Below are 19,224 nucleotides of genomic sequence, written 5' to 3'. Positions count from 1 at the left end.
GGGGACTCCCATGGCCACGACCCGTAGGTTCCCCGGCCCGTCCAAGCTGCTCGGCGCGCCGCTGGCGTGGCTGTTCGCCCTGTTCAGCGTGGCCGTCGCGGGATGGATGCTGCTGACCTCGCTCAAATCCACCCGCGCGATCTTCGCCGAGCCCTGGTCGCTGCCGACCAGCCCGCAGTGGGACAACTACGCCCGCGCGTGGACCGCCAGCGACTTCGCCGGGGCCACCCTCAACACGGTGGTCCTGGTGGTCGGCACGGCGGTCGCCACGATCGCGCTGTCGGCCCCCGCGGCCTACGCGCTCAGCCGGATCCTGACCCGCTGGAACAGCGGCATCACCGCGTTCTTCGCGCTCGGCCTGGGCATCCCCGCACAGGTCATCATCCTGCCGCTGTATGTGATGATGAACGAGCTCTACCTCGTCGACAGCCTGACCGGCCTGTGGATCCTCTACGTCGCGACCTCGATGCCGTTCACGGTCTTCTTCCTGACCGGCTTCTTCGGCTCGCTGCCCAGGGAGCTGGAGGAGGCCGCGGCACTCGACGGGGCCTCCGCCAACCGGACCTTCTGGCAGATCATGCTGCCGCTCGCGCGCAGCGGCATCATCACCGCGATGATCCTCAACATCATCCAGCACTGGGGCGAGACGCTGTTCGGCCTGATCTTCCTGCAGAGCGAGGAGAAGGCCACGCTCTCCCTGGCCCTGCTGGGCTTCCTGCAGCGGATGCAGTACAACGGCGCCGACTGGGGCGGCCTGTTCGCCGGGGTCTGCACGGTCGTGCTGCCCGTCCTCGCCTGCTATATCTGGCTCGGCCGACGGATCATCGAGGGCATGACCCTCGGTTCAGTGAAATGAGGGCGGACGTCATGTCGGATTCGCGGGAGCTGAAGTTCCGCAGGCTCGCCGCCGGGCTCCGCGCGGAGATCCGCTCGGGCCGCTGGGCGCCCGGCGCGAAGCTCCCCACCGAGCAGGAGCTCTCCCACACCCGCGAGGTCAGCCTCACCACGGTCCGCCGCGCGGTGGACGAGCTCGTCGAGGAGGGGCTCGTGATCCGGCGGCAGGGGGCGGGCACCTTCGTGGCCGAGCACGCCCCGGCCGTCCGGGGCCAGGCCGCGCTGGTCGGCGTGGTCGTGCCGGACACCACGCTCTACTACCCGAAGGTCCTGGAGGGCATCGAGGAGGCGCTGGCCGCCGCCGGAGCGCGGCTGATGCTGGCCTGCTCCCGCTACCAGCCGGCGGAGGAGGAGGCCGCGCTGCGGCGCATGCTCGACTCCGGGGTGGACGGTCTGCTCGTCGTCCCCACGCTCATCGGCCACGCGGACCCCGTGGCCGTCGTCGGCCGCCTCACCGGCCTGCCGGTGCCCGTCGTGCTGATCGAGCGCGGCCTGGACGGCGGCGACGACCCCAGCGAGCACGTCCGCACCGACCACGCGGCCGGAGGCTACGCGGCCGTGCGCCACCTGGTCGCGCTCGGCCACACCCGGCTGGCCCTGCTCACCCGCTCGGGCAACCCCACCAGCGCGCCGGTCGGCCAGGGCTTCGCGGCGGCCGTGGCCGACCTGGGCCTGAGGGCCGCGGAGCCGTTCTCCGCGCCGCAGCGCGACTGGGACCCCGGGGTCGCCGACGGGCAGGTGCGCCGCGTCGTGGCCGCCGGCTGCACGGCCGTCGTCTGCTTCGGCGACCGCGAGGCCACCCTGATGGTCTCCGCCGCCCGGCGGGCCGGCCTGTCCGTACCGGGCGATCTGGCGATCGTCGCCTACGACGACGAGATCGCCGACCTGGCGGAGGTGCCGCTCACCGCGGTCTCCCCGCCCAAACGCCATCTCGGCCGCCACGCGGCCGAGCTCCTGCTCCGCCGCCTGCGCGAGCCGGACCTGCCCCTGCACCAGGTACGGCTCCGCCCCCGCATCGTCGTGCGCCGATCATGCGGCGCCTCCTCGGGAGAGATGACAAGTGACTGAACTCCGTCTGGGCCTGGTCGGCGCGGGCGCCGTCGGTGTGCTGCACGCCGAGGCGTCGCTGCGGGTGGCCGGCCTCCGGGTGGGCGCGGTCTGCGACCTGAACCCGGAGGTCGCGCGCCGGGTCGCCGCGCCCCACGGCGCGCCGGTCCACACCGACCACCGCGACCTGATCGCCTCGGGCGAGGTGGACGCGGTGGTGGTCAACACCCCGCACGCGCTGCACACCGCGATCGTGTGCGACGCGGCGGCGGCCGGGCTGCACGTCCTGGTCGAGAAGCCCATGGCCACCTCGCTGGCCGACTGCGACCTGATGATCGACGCCTGCGCCGCCGCCGGGGTGCGGCTGGCGGTCGGGCACATCCAGCGCTTCCTGCCCGACAAGGTCGCGGCGATGGCCGCGCTGGCGGCCGGGGAGATCGGCGAGCCGCTGCTGATGTCGGACCGGCGCGGCTCCGACTACCGGCCGGGCTCGCGGCCCGGCTGGTTCCTCGATCCGGAGCTGTCGGGCGGCGGTGTGTTCATCAACATCGGCGCGCACTGCGTGGACCGGCTGCTGTGGCTGTCCGGCCGCCGGGTCGAACAGGTGGAGGCCTCGGTGAACGGCTCGCCGATCGAGACCGACGCGCTGGTCAGGCTGGCCCTGTCCGGCGGCCTGACGGCGCAGATCGCGGTGACCGGCACCGGCCCGCCCGCCCCGCACGACGAGGTCACCGTCGTCGGGGAGAGCGGCACGCTGTCGATCTCCCCCCACCTCGGCACGGCGCTGCACAGGGACGGCGAGGTGAGGTGGCTGCACCGGCCGGACCCCGACGACATCCCCGCGGCCTTCGCCGCCCAGCTCGCCGACTTCGCCGATGCCGTACGGGAGGGCCGGGACCCCACGGTGGGCGGCGCGCACGCCCGGCACGTGCTGGAGGTCGTGCTGGCCGCCTACTCCTCGGCGGCCGCCGGGGCCCCGGTGCGGACGGGGTGCCCCGTTGGCCAGCCGTGACCCCGGACGCCCCAACGTCCTGCTCATCCTGAGCGACGACCAGGGCCCGTGGGCGCTGGGCTGCGCGGGCAACGACGACATCCACACCCCCGCGCTCGACGCCCTGGCGGCTTCGGGGGTGCGGCTGTCCCGGTTCTTCTGCGCCTCCCCGGTGTGCTCGCCGGCCCGCGCCTCGCTGTTCACCGGGGAGATCCCCTCCCAGCACGGCGTGCACGACTGGATCAGCCGGGGGCACGTGGGCCAGGACGGGACGGACTTCCTGGCCGGACGCAGGCTCCTCACCGACGACCTGCACGACGCGGGGTACCGGCTCGGTCTCGTCGGCAAGTGGCACCTGGGCGCCAACGACCGGCCCCGGCCGGGATTCGTGCGCTGGCTGGCGCACGAGAGCGGCGGTGGTCCGTACCGGGACGCGGTCCTCTACGACGGGGGCGAGCGGGTCACGGCCACCGGATACCTCACCGACGTGCTGACCGACGAGGCGTGCGCGTTCCTGTCGGGAGAGGCCGGGCGCGCGGAGCCGTTCTACCTGTCACTGCACTACACCGCGCCGCACACGCCGTGGAAGGGGCAGCACCCACGGGCGTTCGAGGCGCTCTACGACGGCTGCGCGTTCGACTCCTGCCCACAGGAGCCGCCGCACCCCTGGCAGCCGGTGGGCCCGGACGGGGCCCCGGTCGGCGGCGAGCCCGACGTGCGCGCCGCGCTGACCGGCTACTTCGCCGCGGTGTCGGCGATGGACGCCGGGATCGGCCGGGTGCTGTCCCGGCTGGCGGAGCTGGGGCTCACGGAGTCGACGCTGGTGGTCTTCACCAGCGACAACGGCTTCAACTGCGGCCACCACGGGATCTGGGGCAAGGGCAACGGCACCTTCCCGCAGAACGTCTACGACAGCTCGGTCATGGTCCCGGCGATCGTGAGCCAGCCGGGGCGCGTCCCCGGGGGCCGGGTCTGCGAGGCGCTGCTGTCGGCCTACGACCTGCGGCCCACGCTGCTGGAGCATCTCGGACTGCCCCTCCCCGCCGGATCCCGACCCGGACGCTCGTTCGCCGGCCTCCTCGCCGGCTCGCCGGAGGAGGACCGGCAGCGGGTGGTGGTCTTCGACGAGTACGGTCCGGTGCGGATGATCCGGACCGGGGAGTGGAAATACGTGCACCGGCACCCCCACGGCCCGCACGAGCTCTACGACCTGGTGGCCGACCCGGGCGAGCGGCGGAACCTGGCCGGCGCCCCCGGGGCGGCGTCCGTCCGCGCCGGCCTGGCCGCGGAACTGGACGCCTGGTTCGCCCGGTACGCCGACCCGGTGGCCGACGGCAGAGGACTGCCCGTCAGCGGGTCCGGCCAGAGCGCGCCGCTACGGCCGGGCTCCGGGCTCGGGGCCTTCGAGGCGGCGCCGTTCCCGACGGTCCCCCGGTACGGATGATCCGCCGACCCGATACGATGCCCGCCCGAGAGCAGATGGAGCCGGATTGAAACTGTCCTTCAGCACGCTGGGCCTGCCCGGCGAGGGGCTGCCCGAGGCGATCGAGATCGCGGCGGCGCACGGGTGCGACGGGCTGGAGCTGCGCCTCCACCCCGACACCGGTGTCCACGTCGGCCTGCCGGCGGCGGGCGGCGGCCGTACCGCACCGCGGGCCTCCGGCGGCTCCGGAGACCAGGGCCGGGCGGAGCCGCCCGGCGACCGGTCCCGGGTCCGGGCGGCGGTGGCCGCCGCCGGGCTGGAGATCTCGGCCCTGGCTGGATACACCGGGATCTGTGAGCCGGGGGACGACGGGCCGGTGGTCGAGGCGCTGACCGCCGAGCTGGTCCTCGCCGCCGACCTCGGGGCGCCCGGGGTGCGGGTGTTCCCCAGGGGGGAGGACCCGGCGGTCGGGGCGCGGCGGCTGCGGGCGGTCGCGCCGGAGGCCAGGCGGCTGGGGGTGCGGATGCTGGTGGAGACCCACGACGCGATGCCCACCGGCGCGGCCGTGGCGCGGCTGCTCGACGGGGCGGACGAGCCGGAGGTCACCGGGGCGATCTGGGACCTGCTCCACCCCTGGCGGCACGGTGAGAGCCCGGCGGACACGCTCGCGGCCCTCGGCGGCCACCTCGCCTACGTCCAGGTCAAGGACGCCGGACCCGACCTGACCCCGGTCCCGATGGGACAGGGCGTGGTCCCGCTGGAAGAGGCGGGGACGCTGCTGCGCGGGCGGGGATACGACGGCTGGGTGTCGCTGGAGTGGGAACGGACGTGGTACCCGCACGTCGCGCCCCTGGAAGAGGTGATTCCCGGGGCCGTGGCCTGGGTGCGCCGCTTCTCCCTCTCCGGCCCGGGTGCCGTGCGGCCCACGCCCTCCGAGGGGTGAGCCGCACGGGCCTCACTTGATGGACCCGGCGGTCAGGCCGCCCACGACCTTCCTCTCGATCAGGGCGAACAGGATGATGACCGGGACCGTGGCGATCACCGAGCCGGCGAACAGGTTCTGCCAGTCGACCTCGTACTGGCCGATGAAGGAGTTGAGCGCCACGGGCAGCGGCTGCTTGGCCGGTGAGGTGATCAGCGTCAGGGCGACGACGAACTCGTTCCAGGCGGCGATGAACGTGAAGATCAGCGCGGTGACCACGCCGGGCGCCGCCAGCGGCAGCGTGATCCGGAACAGCGCGCCGAAACGGCCGTTGCCGTCGATGAACGCCGCCTCCTCCAGCTCGCGGGGGATGGAGGAGAAGTAGGCGTTGAGGATCCAGACCGCGAAGGCCAGGTTGAAGCCTCCGTTGACCAGGATCAGCGACCAGATCGAGTCGACCATGCCGAACTGGAAGAACTCGCGGTAGATGCCGACCAGCATCGCGGTCGGCTGGAACATCTGGGTGATCAGCACCAGCACCAGGAAGGCCGTGCGGCCCCGGAACTCGTGCCGGGCGGTGTAGTAGGCCGCCGGCAGCGCCACCAGCAGGACCAGGATCGTCGACCCGGCGGCCACCTCCAGGGTGACCAGCAGGTTGTCGGCCAGCCCCCCGGACCAGAAGCCGGTGAAGTTCTCCCAGGCGAAGGAGTCCGGCAGGTAGGTCGCCGTGCGCAGGTCCTCCTGCGGGCGCAGCGCGGTGAGGACCATCACCAGGTACGGGAAGAGGAAGACGAAAGCGATCAGGTAGGCGCTCGCCGCGACGATCACCGTCTTGATCGACGGCAGCCTCCGCACCGGCGCCGGAGACGCGGTGCGGCCGGTGGCCCGGCTCACGGGCGCGGTCTGGGTGACGGTCATCAGGACACCTCGGTCTTCCAGTTGCTGACCTTCAGGAAGATCGCCACCAGGACGATCACCATGCCGAAGTTCACGACGGACATGGCGGCCGACTCCCCGATGTCGGAGCCCTTGAGGATGTACATGAAGATCGTGGAGGTGGCCGTGGAGTAGCCCGGCTGGCCGTGCGTCATCGCCCAGATGATGGGGAAGCTGTTGAAGACGTTCATCACGTTGATCAGCGTCGCCACGGTCAGCGCCGGACGGAGCAGCGGCAGCGTGATCGACCAGTAGATCCGCAGCCTGCCCGCGCCGTCCATCCTGGCCGCCTCGTAGACGTCCGCCGGGATCGTCGCCAGGCCGGCCAGGAGGGCGTAGGTGGTGAACGGCAGCGAGACGAACACCGCCACGGCGATCAGCCACGGCATCGCGGTCGAGGCGTCGCCGAGCGGATCGGCGTCCGCGCCGCCCAGGGCGTCGAGCAGCCCCAGGTCGCGCAGGATCATGTTGATCAGGCCGACCTCGGGGTCGAGCATCCACTTGAAGATGATCGCGGTCATCAGCACCGAGGCCGCCCACGGCGCGATCATCGCCCAGCGCGCGACCCGGCGGCCGGGGAACTTCTGGTTGAACAGCTGGGCCAGGCCGAGCGAGAGCAGGACCGTGAGGGTGACCACGGCCACCACCCAGATCAGGCTGCGGAACATCACTCCGCCGAAGTCTGGCTCGTCGAACAGCTTGCCGTAGTTGTCCAGCCCGTTCGTCCCCTGGACCACACCGAACCGGCTGATCCTCAGGAACGACGACTGGATCATCGTGACGACCGGCCACACGACCACCACGCCGATGAGCGCCACCGCCGGGCCGATCCAGGCGAGAGGTCCCAGCGCTCGGGCCACCCTCTTCAGGGTGGAGATCTGCTGCATAACTCCTGCTTCCTACAAGGAGGTACGGCCTGCGCCGCGGGATGTGGGCGCAGGCCGTACCGCTGGATCAGCCGGCCTCGGCGACCTTCTGGATCGAACCGAGCACCGCCGCGGGGTCGGAGGTGACGGCGTTGCCGACGGTCTGCTTGATCTGGGTGTTCACATCGGACCACTTGGGGTCGGTGAACGGGTAGAAGGTGGCGTTGGGCAGCGCGTCCAGGAACGGCTTGAGCTTCTCGTCGGAGGAGAGCTTCTCGATGCCCGAGGTGGTCACCGGCAGCAGCTTGTAGGTGTCGCTGATCTTCTGCACGGCGGAGGAGGAGTAGAAGAAGTCGAAGAACTTCTTGATCTCCTCCTTGTGGCCGTTCTTGTTGAAGGCCATGATCCAGTCCATGACACCGAGGGTGGTGTCGAGCGGACCGGTCTTGCCGGCGATCGGGGCGACGCCGAAGTTGGTCAGGCCGCCCTTCTCGAAGATCGGGATGGACATGGGGCCGCCGTTGACCATGCCGACCTTGCCCGCCGCGAAGTCCTCCCAGACCTTCTTGCGGTCCTTGGTGCCCGGGTTCGGGGTGGTCAGGCCGGCGTCGACCATGCCCTTGAGGAAGGTGAACGCCTCGACGTTCTGCGGCGAGTCGACCGTCCACTTGCCCGCGGCGTCCTTGTAGCCGCCGCCGTTGCCCAGGAACCACAGGAACGACTCGGCCTGCGCCTCCTCCTGGCCGAGCGGCAGGCCGAAGGGCTGGGAGACCCCGGCCTTCTTCAGCTTCTCTGCCGCGGCCTTGACCTCGTCCCAGGTCTTGGGCGCCTCGGTGATCCCGGCCTTGCCGAACAGGTCCTTGTTGTAGAACAGCGCCCGGGCCGAGGAGACGAACGGGATGCCGTACGCCGCGCCGTTCACCTTGCCGAACTCCGCGAACTTCGCCAGCAGGTCCGACTGGGTGCCGGAGGAGAGCACCTCGTCGGTCTTGTAGAGCAGGCCGTCCTTGACGAAGCCCGAGTAGTCGCCGGTCTGCAGGATGTCGGGCATCTGCCCGTTCTGCACCATGGTGGCGACCTGCTTGTCGATGTCGTTCCAGTTGATGACCTGGACCTCGACCTTGATCTTCGGGTTGGCGGCGGTGAACTCGTCGGTGACGCCCTTCCAGAACTTCTCGCCGCTGTCGGGCGCGGTGGGGCCGGCGCCGTAGTCCGCCGCGACCAGCTTCAACGTCACCGAGCCGTCGTCGTCACCGCCTGAGCCACAGGCGGACAGGGCCAGCAAGGCGGCCACGCCGAGGGTGGTCGCGCCGGCGATCTTCTTGTTCATCACGGGTATTACCACCTTGAACTGGGGGAGTGCTGGTCCGTACCGGTTGGGGAGGGGCGGGAAGGGAGCCCCCGGCGTACGGCTCCGCCAGCGTAAGTGGACAGCAAATGGTCGGTCTATACCAGCAGATATCGGATTCGCAACGACCCGGCGACAGATAGGGGTGCTGGTCTATACCGGAAGGTCCGCCGGGTCCGGGTGGCTCCACGCCGGAAGGGCCGTCGGGTCCGGGCGGCGCACCCTCCCGGACCCGACGGGTTCACGGGGCGCGGCCGGACCTCCCGGCGGCCGGGTCGGCGATGATTCCCGACGTCACCGGGCCGCGGTCCGCGATCTTGTCGTCCACTCCGGCGGCCTGTCGCCCGGCGCCATGGCGGAGACGCGGACCGCCGCGGCGTCCGGCAGCCTGGCCGCGACCACCCGCCTGCCGGGATCGACGCGGACCCACTTGAGGAAGATCCGGCGGCCCGCGGCCGGGCACTGGTTCGGACCGGCCCCGGCGCCGAGGAAGGCCGGGCCGCTCGCCGTACGGGCCGGCGGAGCGCGCCACCGGCCGCGGTCGGCCACAGCAGGGCCGCGCCGTAGCGGGCGCCTGCTCCGATCGCGCCGCCTGCGGCGGCCATCGCCACCACGCCGTAGCGGGCCCGGCGCAACCCGCGACGCCGGCGCGCCTCGGCGAGATCGACGTCGGGGTCGACGGGATCGGTCTCTCCAGCGATATAATGCCAGGTGAAACCCGGTTTTCCGGGGCTGCGGCGGTGGGGCCCGCCGCCTCCGCCCACGCGCGGGGACAACCACGGAGTGCGTCTTCGTCAACGGTCCCTACCAGTGGTGTTCCGCCTAGGTACTGGTAGGAGGCGGCCATGAAACTCCACGGCCCCGCCATGCGATTGACGATCTTGGTGTGCGAGAACGACCTCTGGCATCACAAGCCCCTCTACTTCGAGATCGTGCACCGCGCGCACCGCAGCGGGCTCGCCGGCGCCAGCGTGATCCGCGGAATCGAGGGCTACGGCGCATCCTCCCGCATCCACACGGCCCGCATCCTGTCTCTGTCGGACGAACTGCCGGTCGCGATCACCATCATCGACTCCGAAGACCGGATCCGCGCCTTCCTGCCGCAGCTGGACGAGCTCATGTCCGAGGGCCTGGTGACCCTCGAGCAGGTCGAGGCGATCCACTACGTCAGGCACCCCGTCCAACAGGCCCCGGCCGACGCCACGATGGCGGGCGATGCGTTCCCGCGCTGAACCCCGGCACCAGGCTCCGGCTCACTCCCGATGATCAGTTACCCAGGGTGAGTCTCGCCTGGTGTTACGCGTCATACGTCGTCAGTGGGGGAACGGCCCGGCTTTCAGTCATGCGCATGAGTCTGGAAGCATCGTCTTCTGGCCGTGTGGGTCACCCACTCGCGTATAGGAACTCCGTCGCCCTTTTAACCAGGTGGCAGTCAGCATCCGACTGGCTAGCATCGGCTGGATGGGAGATCGTTTCAAGGGCGTTGACGCGCCCCTGTGCCTGCTCGCGGGCGCGCCCGGTGCGGGCAAAACAACGCTGCTGCCGCACCTCCTTCGCGCGGCGGACGGGCTGGTCGTGATGGACATGGACGAGTTGCTCGAGGACGGCAAGCTGATCGGCGTGCCGATCGCGGAGCCGGAGGCGGCGCCGATCTGGCCTGCCTACGACCGGATGTGGCGACGTATCGTGACCATGGTGCGCCGGGCCGGTCATCCCGTGCTGCTGATGTGTCCGATCCCCGACGCCGACGAGATGTCGGTGTTCGGTCGATGGGACGGGCCGGTCCACTGGGCCCTACTGGACTGCCCGAACGCCGAGCGGGAACGCCGGCTGCGGGAGCGCGGCACGCCGCGGGAGTGGATCGACGACGCCCTGGCGGACGCGGCGCAGGGCCGGGAGCTGATCACGCCCGTGTTCCATGCCGTCGGCGCAGATCATGCCGGGCTGGCAGCACAGGTGCTCGGGTGGGCCCACGAGCTCACCATCAGCTCCAGCTAGACCGCGTATCGCGACAGCTCTCGGTCGCGCGAGTCCGGCTCTGCTCAGAACCGCGGCTCGCGCGGTGGCCGCCCGGTCAGTAACGATCAAGACATCTACAAGGAGCGCAACACAGCCGAACGCTGCATCGATCGGATCAAGGAATGGCGTGGCCCGGCCTTCCGCTTCGACAAGATTCCCGACAGCTACCTCGCCGGCCTTCATCTCCGCGGAGCCATCATGTGGATCCGCGGCCTCCATCCCGCCTGAAGATCCGAACTCTGCACAGGCCCTTGGCGACGCGACCCTACGGAGAGGCCGCGGGGTGAGGCAGCGCGGCGGCGGTAGTAGTGCACGACCACCAGAGCGAGCAGAGGGCTCCAGGCCGACGGCGAGGAAGGCCGCCGCCTCGCCGGCCACGCTGAGCAGCAGGATGTACCACCACCCACCTGCCAGGCCCTCCAGTCCTCCGGCGGGTGTGGGGCCGAATTCCAGCAGTGGCACGTTGGGCACGGCCAGGTGGGCGCCGACGGTGCGCGCGGTGAGCGCCGCGATGGAGATCAGCGGGGCCGGGACCGCCTTGGTCGGGCGGGGCAGGGACACCATCAGCGCGAGCGCGCCGCCGACCAGCGGATAGACGATCCACGGGACGTCGACGAGCTCGGGCACCTGCGCCATGAAGACGAGAATCGGCCACCGGCACGGCGGCCTTGAACGCGGCCGAGCGTGGGCAACTGCCGGCACGGCTCGGCCGGTTCGAACAGGCCGCCCAAGAACGTTGCGAATCACTGCGCGGCCGGCTGAGCCGGGCCGAGGAGTTCGCCGCCGACCTGAAGCGGCGCGCCGGCTCGTAGCGGCCCGGGGTAGGGCCCGCCCTACCCCGGGCACACCAGCCCGCCTCAGCCGAAAGACGCTGGTCAGCGTCATGGGGGGCGCGCTCGCGTAGCCATAATCTCGTCGACGTATGGATCTCACCGCGAGGTCTGATCCTTCTCACGTGGCAATACGCAAGTTAAAGGGGTAAACAGCATGGCCAGGGACCGGAAGCGCGTAAGCCGACGGCGGCTGTCGGCAACGGCGGTGATCGCGATGGGAGCGGTCCTCGTCCCCGTGACGGCTCAGGTGGCCCTGGCCGACACGGCCGGCGGGAAGCAGAACCCGGTCCACGCACTGGAGCAGGCGGCGCACCCGCTGCGCTCGACCGAGCCCGGGAGGAACACGGCCGACCTGCGAGCCCTGGGCGCGATGATCGGCGACGCCGAGGTGGTCGGCCTGGGTGAGGCCACCCACGGCTCGCACGAGTTTTTCACCATGAAGGAGCGGGTCTTCCGCTACCTCGTCGAGGAGAAGGGCTTCACCACCTTTGCCCTGGAGCTGAGCTGGTCCGCGGGACTCCAGATCGACGACTACCTTCAGACCGGCAAGGGGGACGCACGCAAGATCGCGAAGGAGGCGCTGGCCAACTCGCCGTGGGACCGCGAGGAGTTCGTGAGCCTCATCGAGTGGATGCGGGACTACAACCGCCGCCACCCCGGCCGCACCGTCCACTTCATGGGCGACGACCTCGGCGCCCCCACACTGAGCGACGAGTTCTTCGGCCGGGTGACCGGCTACGTGCAAAAGCACCACCCGGAGTCGCTGCCGCGGCTCAACGAGCTCTACACCGGCCTGCGCCCGATCGATGACGTCTTCGCCTACCTGGGCAAGCCCCTCGCGGAACGACAGCAGCTCGCCGCCAAGGCGCAGCAGGCCCTGGAACTGATCAGCAGCCAGAAGGGCTCCGGCGGAGACGACTTCGAATGGGCCGAGCAGAACGCCCGATCCATCGCCCAGACCGCTGAGTTCTTCACCATAGACGTCAAAGACCCGGACTCGATGCCCACCTTCCAACGCTTCCGTGACAAGGTGATGGCCCAGAACATCACCTGGTGGCAGCGGCGCACCGGCGACAAGATCCTTCTGTCAGCGCAGAACGACCACGTCGGATACGTGGCCGGCGCGTCCAAGATGTATCCCAAGACCCAGGGATCGTTCCTGCGCGACACACTGGGCAAGAAGTACCTCCCCATCGGCTTCACCTTCAACCAGGGCTCCTTCCTGTCGAAGGACACCGCTCTCGGCGGCGACTGGAAGAAGTTCACCGTGGGCGCGGCCAAGCCCGGCATGAACGAGTACACCCTCGACAAGGTCCGTCACCAGGACTACTACCTGGACATCCGCAACGCCCCGGCCGCGGCGCGCGCCTGGCTGGACGTCGCCCGCCCCACGCGCAACATCGGCACGCAGTACCCCTACCCGCCCGTCGACCTCGCGGCCGCCCGCTCCTTCGACGTCCTCATCCACCTCCACGACGTCCGGGAGGCCGACAAACTGAAGCCGTGACGGCCCGGCCCCGGCATGAGCCGCCCGACCTCTCCTGACCTGCGGGGAAGACCTTCCCGCTCCGGGAGCAGCTCTCCTCCGGCCGCTCGATCTCGGCGACGGTGATCACGGGATCCCGGTGGCGACGGTGCGGGAAACAAGGTCAATGCAGGTCAGCGAACCCCTTCCGAGCTGTGCTCGAAGGTCCTCACCGAGACCTGACCTGCATAGAGGGGCCGTCGGGGACGGCGGCCCCGGCCGCCTCGGGCGCTCACACAGAAGCGTCGCCGGAGCCATGCCTCCGCGCTCCGTGAAGGTTGCACAGCAGGCCGATCTCGGCGACGTTCTTGGTCAGCTCGACGTTGACCCAGCCCGCGATGTTCACCAGCGTTTCGTGCTGTCCCCAGGGCAGTCCGGCGGTCCTGTCGGTGGAGTCGAGGTCGGCGTCGGTGAGCCGCAGCAGGCTCGCCCGCCAGCCGTCCTTCAGCCCGCGCAGCCAGTCGGCGGTGGCCGCGGCGGTGCCCGGCCAGGTGATCTCCTCGCGCGCGGGCGCTCCGGAGCCGAAGCAGTGGCCCAGGGTGGTCGTCCACCAGAAGCCGATGTGCCAGGTCAGCCAGCCGATCGAGACGGCCGGCGCGGGATCCGGTTCGGGCGTCTCCCAGTCGGCCACCCAGCGGTCCTGGCCGTCCGGCCGGACGGTCCAGCAGCCTGGTACCGGTTCCCAGAGGCAGCGCGGATCGTCGAGGTCCTTCAGGTGATACTCGAACAGGGACCAGGCGATGTCGAGTTGTCGGATCAGAAGATCGACGCGGGTTGCGGTCATCCCCGGAGATTGTCATCGTCTCCGGCCGCCGTGCCACCGGTTTTCGCCGCGGCGGGCTTCTCCCGGCGGGCGGCCCCGGGCGGTCGCCGGGCCGGGCGCCGCCCCTCGGATTGGCCGGTGCGCCTGGGGACTCCGTTAGCCTGTGGGCACGATGAACCGTTTCACGACGTCAAGAGGTGAGTTCGACCTCGCCCGCTTCCCCGACGGCCCGCGTGACGCGCTCCGCGCCTGGGACGCCGCCGACGAATACCTGCTACGGCACCTGGCCGGGATCGACGGCGGGCCGACGGACCTGTCGGGCACCGTGGTCGTGGTGGGCGACCGGTGGGGCGCCCTGGTCACCGCCCTGGCCGATCACCGCCCCGTGCAGATCACCGATTCCTTCCTCACCCAGGAGGCGACCCGGGCCAATCTGGGGCGTAACGGGGTCGAGGCGGGCATGGTGCGGCTGCTGTCGACCAGGGACACGCCGCCGGAGCGGATCGACGTGCTGCTGGTCCGGGTGCCCAAGAGCCTCGCGCTCCTGGAGGATCAGCTGCACCGCCTCGCGCCCGGTGTGCACGAGGGCACCGTCGTCGTCGGCGCCGGGATGGTCACCGAGATCCACACCTCGACGCTGAAGCTGTTCGAGCAGATCCTCGGGCCGACCCGGACGTCACTGGCGGCCAAGAAGGCGCGGCTGATCTTCTGCTCGCCGGATCCCGGGCTCGCCCGGTCCGCCAGCCCGTGGCCGCGAGATTACGCGCTGCCCGACGACGTGGGAGCGGTCTCCGGCCTGACCGTCACCAACCACGCGGGTGTCTTCTGCGCCGACCGCCTCGACATCGGCACCAGGTTCTTCCTGCAGAACCTGCCCCGGCGCCGTGGCCGTGCCCGTGTGGTGGACCTGGGCTGCGGCAACGGGGTGGTCGGGACGGCCGCGGCGCTGGCCGGTCCCGGAGCCGAGGTGATGTTCATCGATGAGTCCTACCAGGCGGTGGCCTCGGCGGAGGCCACGTTCCGGGCGAACGTCGCCGCGGACGTCACGGCGTGGTTCGTGGTGGGGGACGGCCTGTCGGGGGTGCCGGCGGGGTCGGTGGATCTGGTGCTGAACAATCCGCCCTTCCACGCCCATCAGGCGACGACCGACGCGACGGCCTGGCGCATGTTCACCGGGTCGCGCGCCGCGCTGCGCCGTGGCGGCGAGCTGTGGGTGATCGGCAACCGGCACCTCGGATACCACGTGAAGCTGCGGCGGCTCTTCGGCAACTGCGAGGTCGTCGCGAGCAACCCGAAGTTCGTCATCCTGCGGGCCGTCAGGAACTGACAGGCCGGCCGCGCCCTGCCGACGTCCGGCCCGCGCCCTGCCGACGTCCGGCCCGCGCCCTGCCGGTGTCCGGTCCGCGCCGTGAGCGGTGGGTGCGGGCCGTACGGCGGGGCGCGCCGGATCGCAATCGGGGCATGGGATAATTCTGTGGTCAGGCGGCTCCGGCCTGTTCCCCCTCTGACTCTGCTGGGTTAAGGGTGAAAGGGGAGCAGGCATGGACATAACGCCTCAGGCGGTCGTCATTCCCAAGGAGACCGACCAGCTCGAACAGGGCAAATACGGCCCCATCTTCCCCAGGACTCCGGCGTGCTACGGGTTCACCATCATCGCGGACGTCAAGCCGGGGCGGGCCGAGGCGATCCGCAACTACGGTCACACGCTGGCCAAGGCGCTGGAAGGCGATCCGAACCTCCTCGCGCCGCTGAAGCTGCACTACCTGCGCTGGGTGCTCTTCGACGGCGACACGCGTTTCATGTATCAGGGGATCTTCGACACCGACTTCGACAAATACACCGAGGACGCCATCGCGCTGTTCACCCAGGCGGGGGTGAGCACGGCATTCGAGAACCTCGAAGGCTTCCCCGAGGACTGGAGGACCAATCCCGAGGCGTTCGTCAAATTCGTCCGTGAGCACCACTGCCCGAGCTTCATCGAGTACGGCGAGTATCCGTACGTCACCGCCGACGAGATCAAAAAGGCTCTGCGGATCAAGAGCGCCCTGTCGGAGATGCTCGACCAACTGCAGTGAGATCGGGCCGCGGCCCGCGTGCTCCGCTGTCGACCGGGAGACGAGATGAGCGAGATGAACGAACTGAGGACCGCACGCACCTACAACCAGGACCACGTGCCGCGCGAATACACCCCCGGCCGGCGACGGGTGAGCATCTACGTCTCGTGGAGCTACCCGGCCGAGGCCGGCCGGGACCCGGCCGAGCTCGACAACCGCTTCTCCACGATGACCGAGGTGCGGCGGACGACCTGGCCCGCCTACGAGGACCCCAAGTGGTCCGACCCGCTCCGGTTCCAGCAGGGCATCGCGGGATCACTGGAGCTGTTCTTCTGGGGCTGGCTGCCGTTCCAGCGGTTCACCCAGGAGACCACCGGGCACCCCGTGCCCGTCTACCAGCGCATCGACCAGGCCGGGTTCTACACTCCGCTGGACGAGCGGGTGCTGGCCGACACCGACACCCTGCTCGTGTTCGGACTGGATCACATGATCACCGGCCAGGAGCCCGAGCCCGGGGAGATCGAGGCGCTGCGGCAGTTCCTCACCCGGGAGGGGACCTGCCTGGTCCTGGGGCCGCACCACGACGTCGGGGCCTCGGACGACCTGGCCGTGCGCGACATGGAACACCACCACCACGGCGACGCCCTGGTCCCCCGGCAGCAACGCTTCGCCCGATACCTCCGGTCCGTGATGCGGGAGCTCGGCGTGCCGGTCGAGAATCGCTACGGGCTGCGGCCCGCGGTGCGGGCGCCCAGGGAGATCGCTCCGCTGTCCGTCGCCAGGGATCTGGACACCAAGGGATGGCTGGAGGGGGTCAGCAGCTTCAACTTCCACATGCACCTGCCGCACTACGCCGTGACCACCGACGACCCGGACGCCGTTCACGTGCTGGGCAGGCAGCCGATCGACCTGTCGCGGCCACCGCACCCCTTCACCGAGGCCGGCAACACCGAGTTCAACATGTTCCTGTGGATGCCTCCGGGCGGGGAGCGGGCCGGCGACGTGCTCCTGGCCGACTCAACGATCTTCAGCTCGCTGTTCGGCGGCGATGAGAGCCTGCGCGCCTTCTGGAAGAACATCGTCTCGTCCAAGTGACGCTTCAGGCGGAGGTGAGTGCTCATGACCGGACAGACGCAAGCCGTGCTCGAACTCGACGACATCCAGCGCGGGGTGCTCAGCCCCCGGCCGAGCCCGTACGCGGCGACCTACATCCTGTTCCGCATCGACGACCGCGCGCACGGGCGGGAGCTGATGCGGCGCGTCGCCGCGGTGGTGACCTCGGCCGCCGACACGGTGAGCCCCCTGGGCGAGACCTGGGTCAGCGTCGCGCTCACCTGTCACGGACTCAGGGCACTGGGGGTGCCGCAGGAGTCGCTGGAGACGTTCGCCTGGGAGTTCCGGCAGGGGATGGCCGCGCGCGCCACGGCATTGGGCGACGTCGGCGAGAGCGCCCCCGCGAACTGGGAGGCGCCACTGGGCACGTCCGACGTCCACGTGGTGCTGGTGGCCCTCGCGCCCGACAGCGCGCGCCTGGAGGCGGCCCTCGACCGTGCCCGCCCGGCCTGTCACGCCCTGCCCGGCGTGACGGCGATCTGGCGGCAGGACTGCCACGCGCTGCCCACCGAGACCGAGCCCTTCGGCTACCGCGACGGCATCAGCCATCCGGCCGTCGAAGGCAGCGGCATCTCCGGATCCAACAAGCTGGAGGAGCCGCTCAGGGCAGGGGAGTTCGTGCTCGGCTACCCTGATGAGCTCGGCGGCGTCCAGAGCCTCCAGCCCGAGGTGCTGGGACGGAACGGCAGCTACGCGGCCTTCCGCAAACTCCACCAGCGCGTCGGCGCCTTCCGCCGCTATCTGCGGGACAACGCCACCGATCCGGCCGACGAGGAACTGCTGGCGGCGAAGATCATGGGCCGCTGGCGCAGCGGAGCGCCCCTGGCACTCAGCCCGGAGCGCGACGATCCCACCCTCGACGCCGACCCGTACCGCAACAGCTTCCTCTACCGGCAGGACGACCCGGCGGGGTTCATCACCCCCGGCGGCTGCCACATCCGCCGGGGCAACCCCCGCGACGCGGCGGTGGCGGGCGTGCCGCGACTGCACCGGATGATCAGACGCGGCACCGTCTACGGCCCGCCGCTGCCCGACGGCGTCCTGGAGGACGACGGAGCCGACCGCGGGCTGATGTTCGCCTTCATCGGGGCGCACCTGGGGCGGCAGTTCGAGTTCGTCCAGTCCGAATGGATGAACGACGGCGTCTTCTTCGGCGCGGGCGACGCCAGGGATCCCGTCGTCGGATCCGGCGACGGTCCCGGTGACTTCACGATTCCCCGTAGGCCACTGCGGCGGTGCCTGCGGGCGCTGCCGCGGTTCGTGGTCACGCGCGGTGGAGAATACTGCTTCATGCCCTCGCTGAGCGCCCTGCGCTGGCTCGGCGACCTCAGAGAATGACGCGCGGCGCCAGGCGCCGCCCGGACGCGGCCGTCACCGGGCTGGAGGCTTCATGACCGCGTTGCAGTCGCTGTTCAACGCGGTCACCGTGATCTTCATCGTGGCCACCATGTTCGCCGCCGGTCTCGCGACCACGCTGTCGGCGCTGCGCGCCGTCCTCACCGACCTCCCGCTGCTCCTGCTGGCGCTGCTGGCCAATCTGGTGGCCGTCCCGCTGCTCGGCTGGGGCATCGCCGCGCTGTTCGGCCTGCCCGCCGCGGGTTTCGTCGCCGTGGTCCTGGTCGCCTCGTCGCCGGGCGGGCCGTTCGGGGCGAAGCTGAGCATGGTGCAGAAGGGGGACGTGGTCGCGGGCACGGCGATGCAGGTGCTGCTGGCCGCCGTGGGCAGCCTCTCCTTCGGCCCGATGAGCAGCGGCATCCTCGCCCTGGCCGAGGTCGGCGGGGGAGTCTCCCTCGACGTCGCGGCGCTGGTGCGGACTGTGGCCGTCCTGCAGCTCGTGCCGTTCGCCGTCGGGCTGATGGTGCGCCGCTACGCGCGGTCCACGGCACTTTCGTGGCACCCGGCCACCGCCATGGTGTCGAACGTGACGTTCCTGATGGTGCTGGCGGGCATGATCCTGGGCAGCTGGCACGACGTCGTCGCGCTGCTCGGCTCACGCACCCTGCTCGCCGGGGCCGTCCTGTCCGTCGTCGCGTTCGGCGCCGGCACGCTGCTGGCCACCGGAGCGCCGGCGCGCCGTACCACCATGGGAGGCATCACGGCGGTGCGCAACGTGGGACCTCCGCTGGCCGCCGTCGGGATCGCCTTCGGCAACGAGCGGGCCGTGCTGGGGGCGCTCGCCGCGGTGCTGATCAGCGGTCTGGCGGTGGCCCTGCCGATCGCCGCGGTGCTCGGCCGCGATCGGGACGGCGGCACCGCCTGAGACGCGCGGTGCCGCCGAGGTGCCGGCCGCCTGAGCGTGAGGCGAGCGGTCCGAGGGAGGAGGGGCCCGCGGTGGGTCCGGACGGCGTCAGAGCAGGCGCTCCAGGAAGACCGTGACCGTCATGACGGTGATGCCGGTGACGATCAGGTTGACGGACCAGCGTAGATTGCGGTGTTTGTTGCGCGCGATCCGGGCGATCCGGAGGGCGTCGGTGGCCAGGAACAGCTCGT

18 protein-coding genes are annotated in these 19,224 nt (G+C 70.7%); 13 read left to right on the top strand and 5 right to left on the bottom strand.

The genetic code is table 11. From position 1 onward, the window contains the following. Window positions 1-10 precede the first annotated feature (10 nt). The 5 genes from ACWDS7_RS11125 to ACWDS7_RS11105 are packed head-to-tail and all read left to right on the top strand — an operon-like array spanning window position 11 to window position 5,298. Window positions 11-856 carry a carbohydrate ABC transporter permease gene (locus ACWDS7_RS11125; protein ID WP_306870323.1) on the top strand — a complete coding sequence of 282 codons (846 nt, stop codon included), beginning with the start codon at window positions 11-13 and terminating at the stop codon, window positions 854-856. Window positions 857-867: 11 nt separating this feature from the next. Continuing rightward, window positions 868-1,962, top strand: a complete 1,095-nt coding sequence (locus tag ACWDS7_RS11120) for a GntR family transcriptional regulator (protein ID WP_451929133.1) — start codon at window positions 868-870, stop codon at window positions 1,960-1,962. Continuing rightward, window positions 1,955-2,953, top strand: coding sequence for a Gfo/Idh/MocA family protein (locus tag ACWDS7_RS11115; RefSeq protein ID WP_451929132.1), 999 nt, complete (start codon window positions 1,955-1,957; stop codon window positions 2,951-2,953). Before ACWDS7_RS11120 ends, ACWDS7_RS11115 begins: the two co-directional genes overlap by 8 nt. After that, the gene (locus ACWDS7_RS11110; RefSeq protein WP_451929131.1) at window positions 2,940-4,376 is read left to right on the top strand and encodes a sulfatase-like hydrolase/transferase; all 1,437 of its coding nucleotides are present in this window, start codon (window positions 2,940-2,942) and stop codon (window positions 4,374-4,376) included. The genes ACWDS7_RS11115 and ACWDS7_RS11110 overlap by 14 nt, the downstream gene beginning before the upstream one ends. A 46-nt stretch (window positions 4,377-4,422) precedes the next feature. Then, window positions 4,423-5,298 (top strand): sugar phosphate isomerase/epimerase family protein, encoded by an 876-nt coding sequence (locus tag ACWDS7_RS11105; RefSeq protein WP_451929130.1) that lies wholly within the window; start codon window positions 4,423-4,425, stop codon window positions 5,296-5,298. 12 nt (window positions 5,299-5,310) lie between these two features. Here the strand turns inward: ACWDS7_RS11105 and ACWDS7_RS11100 are convergent, their stop codons facing one another. The 4 genes from ACWDS7_RS11100 to ACWDS7_RS11085 form a co-directional block, all read right to left on the bottom strand. After that, the gene (locus tag ACWDS7_RS11100) at window positions 5,311-6,195 is read right to left on the bottom strand and encodes a carbohydrate ABC transporter permease (protein ID WP_451929129.1); all 885 of its coding nucleotides are present in this window, start codon (window positions 6,193-6,195) and stop codon (window positions 5,311-5,313) included. Continuing rightward, the gene (locus ACWDS7_RS11095) at window positions 6,195-7,100 is read right to left on the bottom strand and encodes a carbohydrate ABC transporter permease (RefSeq protein WP_451929128.1); all 906 of its coding nucleotides are present in this window, start codon (window positions 7,098-7,100) and stop codon (window positions 6,195-6,197) included. The genes ACWDS7_RS11100 and ACWDS7_RS11095 overlap by 1 nt, the downstream gene beginning before the upstream one ends. Before the next feature lie 67 nt (window positions 7,101-7,167). Beyond that, a complete protein-coding gene (locus ACWDS7_RS11090; RefSeq protein WP_451929127.1) occupies window positions 7,168-8,409 on the bottom strand; it encodes an extracellular solute-binding protein in 1,242 nt (413 codons plus the stop codon). Window positions 8,410-8,721: 312 nt separating this feature from the next. Then, window positions 8,722-8,976, bottom strand: coding sequence for a hypothetical protein (locus ACWDS7_RS11085; RefSeq protein ID WP_451929126.1), 255 nt, complete (start codon window positions 8,974-8,976; stop codon window positions 8,722-8,724). A 296-nt stretch (window positions 8,977-9,272) separates the two neighbouring features. Here ACWDS7_RS11085 and ACWDS7_RS11080 point away from each other — a divergent pair, with 296 nt between their 5' ends. From ACWDS7_RS11080 to ACWDS7_RS11070, 3 genes are all read left to right on the top strand, one after another. Continuing rightward, window positions 9,273-9,659, top strand: coding sequence for a DUF190 domain-containing protein (locus tag ACWDS7_RS11080; RefSeq protein ID WP_451929125.1), 387 nt, complete (start codon window positions 9,273-9,275; stop codon window positions 9,657-9,659). A 229-nt stretch (window positions 9,660-9,888) separates the two neighbouring features. Next, on the top strand, window positions 9,889-10,425 hold the full coding sequence (locus tag ACWDS7_RS11075; RefSeq protein ID WP_451929124.1) for an AAA family ATPase: 537 nt from the start codon (window positions 9,889-9,891) through the stop codon (window positions 10,423-10,425). 1,068 nt (window positions 10,426-11,493) lie between these two features. Next, window positions 11,494-12,786 (top strand): erythromycin esterase family protein, encoded by a 1,293-nt coding sequence (locus tag ACWDS7_RS11070; protein ID WP_451929123.1) that lies wholly within the window; start codon window positions 11,494-11,496, stop codon window positions 12,784-12,786. A gap of 250 nt (window positions 12,787-13,036) precedes the next feature. Here ACWDS7_RS11070 and ACWDS7_RS11065 read toward each other — a convergent pair whose 3' ends face one another. After that, window positions 13,037-13,588: a DinB family protein gene (locus ACWDS7_RS11065; RefSeq protein WP_451929122.1), complete on the bottom strand. Its 552-nt coding sequence runs from the start codon at window positions 13,586-13,588 to the stop codon at window positions 13,037-13,039. Between the two features lie 151 nt (window positions 13,589-13,739). Between ACWDS7_RS11065 and ACWDS7_RS11060 the strand changes: the two genes are divergently transcribed. The 5 genes from ACWDS7_RS11060 to ACWDS7_RS11040 all read left to right on the top strand — a co-directional run bounded on the left by ACWDS7_RS11060 (window position 13,740) and on the right by ACWDS7_RS11040 (window position 18,994). Then, window positions 13,740-14,894: a methyltransferase gene (locus tag ACWDS7_RS11060; protein ID WP_451929121.1), complete on the top strand. Its 1,155-nt coding sequence runs from the start codon at window positions 13,740-13,742 to the stop codon at window positions 14,892-14,894. A gap of 214 nt (window positions 14,895-15,108) precedes the next feature. Further along, a complete protein-coding gene (locus ACWDS7_RS11055) occupies window positions 15,109-15,642 on the top strand; it encodes a hypothetical protein (RefSeq protein WP_451929120.1) in 534 nt (177 codons plus the stop codon). Between the two features lie 45 nt (window positions 15,643-15,687). After that, on the top strand, window positions 15,688-16,716 hold the full coding sequence (locus tag ACWDS7_RS11050; RefSeq protein WP_451929119.1) for a hypothetical protein: 1,029 nt from the start codon (window positions 15,688-15,690) through the stop codon (window positions 16,714-16,716). 24 nt (window positions 16,717-16,740) lie between these two features. Continuing rightward, complete coding sequence (locus tag ACWDS7_RS11045; RefSeq protein ID WP_451929118.1) at window positions 16,741-18,072, top strand: Dyp-type peroxidase; 1,332 nt, start codon at window positions 16,741-16,743, stop codon at window positions 18,070-18,072. Between the two features lie 52 nt (window positions 18,073-18,124). Continuing rightward, on the top strand, window positions 18,125-18,994 hold the full coding sequence (locus tag ACWDS7_RS11040) for a bile acid:sodium symporter (protein ID WP_451929117.1): 870 nt from the start codon (window positions 18,125-18,127) through the stop codon (window positions 18,992-18,994). Window positions 18,995-19,224 lie beyond the last annotated feature (230 nt).

The sequence above is a fragment of the Streptosporangium sp. NPDC003464 genome (assembly GCF_053588315.1).
Note: the sequence above shows the minus strand (reverse complement) of the source record. Positions and strands in the feature narration are given on the sequence as shown.

Coding starts and splice junctions, on each gene's coding strand:
- ACWDS7_RS11050 (WP_451929119.1), top strand. CDS start 15,688: ATGAGCGAGATGAACGAACTGAGGACCGCACGCACCTACAACCAGGAC.
- ACWDS7_RS11080 (WP_451929125.1), top strand. CDS start 9,273: ATGAAACTCCACGGCCCCGCCATGCGATTGACGATCTTGGTGTGCGAG.
- ACWDS7_RS11045 (WP_451929118.1), top strand. CDS start 16,741: ATGACCGGACAGACGCAAGCCGTGCTCGAACTCGACGACATCCAGCGC.
- ACWDS7_RS11095 (WP_451929128.1), bottom strand. CDS start 7,100: ATGCAGCAGATCTCCACCCTGAAGAGGGTGGCCCGAGCGCTGGGACCT.
- ACWDS7_RS11075 (WP_451929124.1), top strand. CDS start 9,889: ATGGGAGATCGTTTCAAGGGCGTTGACGCGCCCCTGTGCCTGCTCGCG.
- ACWDS7_RS11040 (WP_451929117.1), top strand. CDS start 18,125: ATGACCGCGTTGCAGTCGCTGTTCAACGCGGTCACCGTGATCTTCATC.
- ACWDS7_RS11100 (WP_451929129.1), bottom strand. CDS start 6,195: ATGACCGTCACCCAGACCGCGCCCGTGAGCCGGGCCACCGGCCGCACC.
- ACWDS7_RS11125 (WP_306870323.1), top strand. CDS start 11: ATGGCCACGACCCGTAGGTTCCCCGGCCCGTCCAAGCTGCTCGGCGCG.
- ACWDS7_RS11060 (WP_451929121.1), top strand. CDS start 13,740: ATGAACCGTTTCACGACGTCAAGAGGTGAGTTCGACCTCGCCCGCTTC.
- ACWDS7_RS11090 (WP_451929127.1), bottom strand. CDS start 8,409: ATGAACAAGAAGATCGCCGGCGCGACCACCCTCGGCGTGGCCGCCTTG.
- ACWDS7_RS11070 (WP_451929123.1), top strand. CDS start 11,494: ATGGGAGCGGTCCTCGTCCCCGTGACGGCTCAGGTGGCCCTGGCCGAC.
- ACWDS7_RS11120 (WP_451929133.1), top strand. CDS start 868: ATGTCGGATTCGCGGGAGCTGAAGTTCCGCAGGCTCGCCGCCGGGCTC.
- ACWDS7_RS11065 (WP_451929122.1), bottom strand. CDS start 13,588: ATGACCGCAACCCGCGTCGATCTTCTGATCCGACAACTCGACATCGCC.
- ACWDS7_RS11055 (WP_451929120.1), top strand. CDS start 15,109: ATGGACATAACGCCTCAGGCGGTCGTCATTCCCAAGGAGACCGACCAG.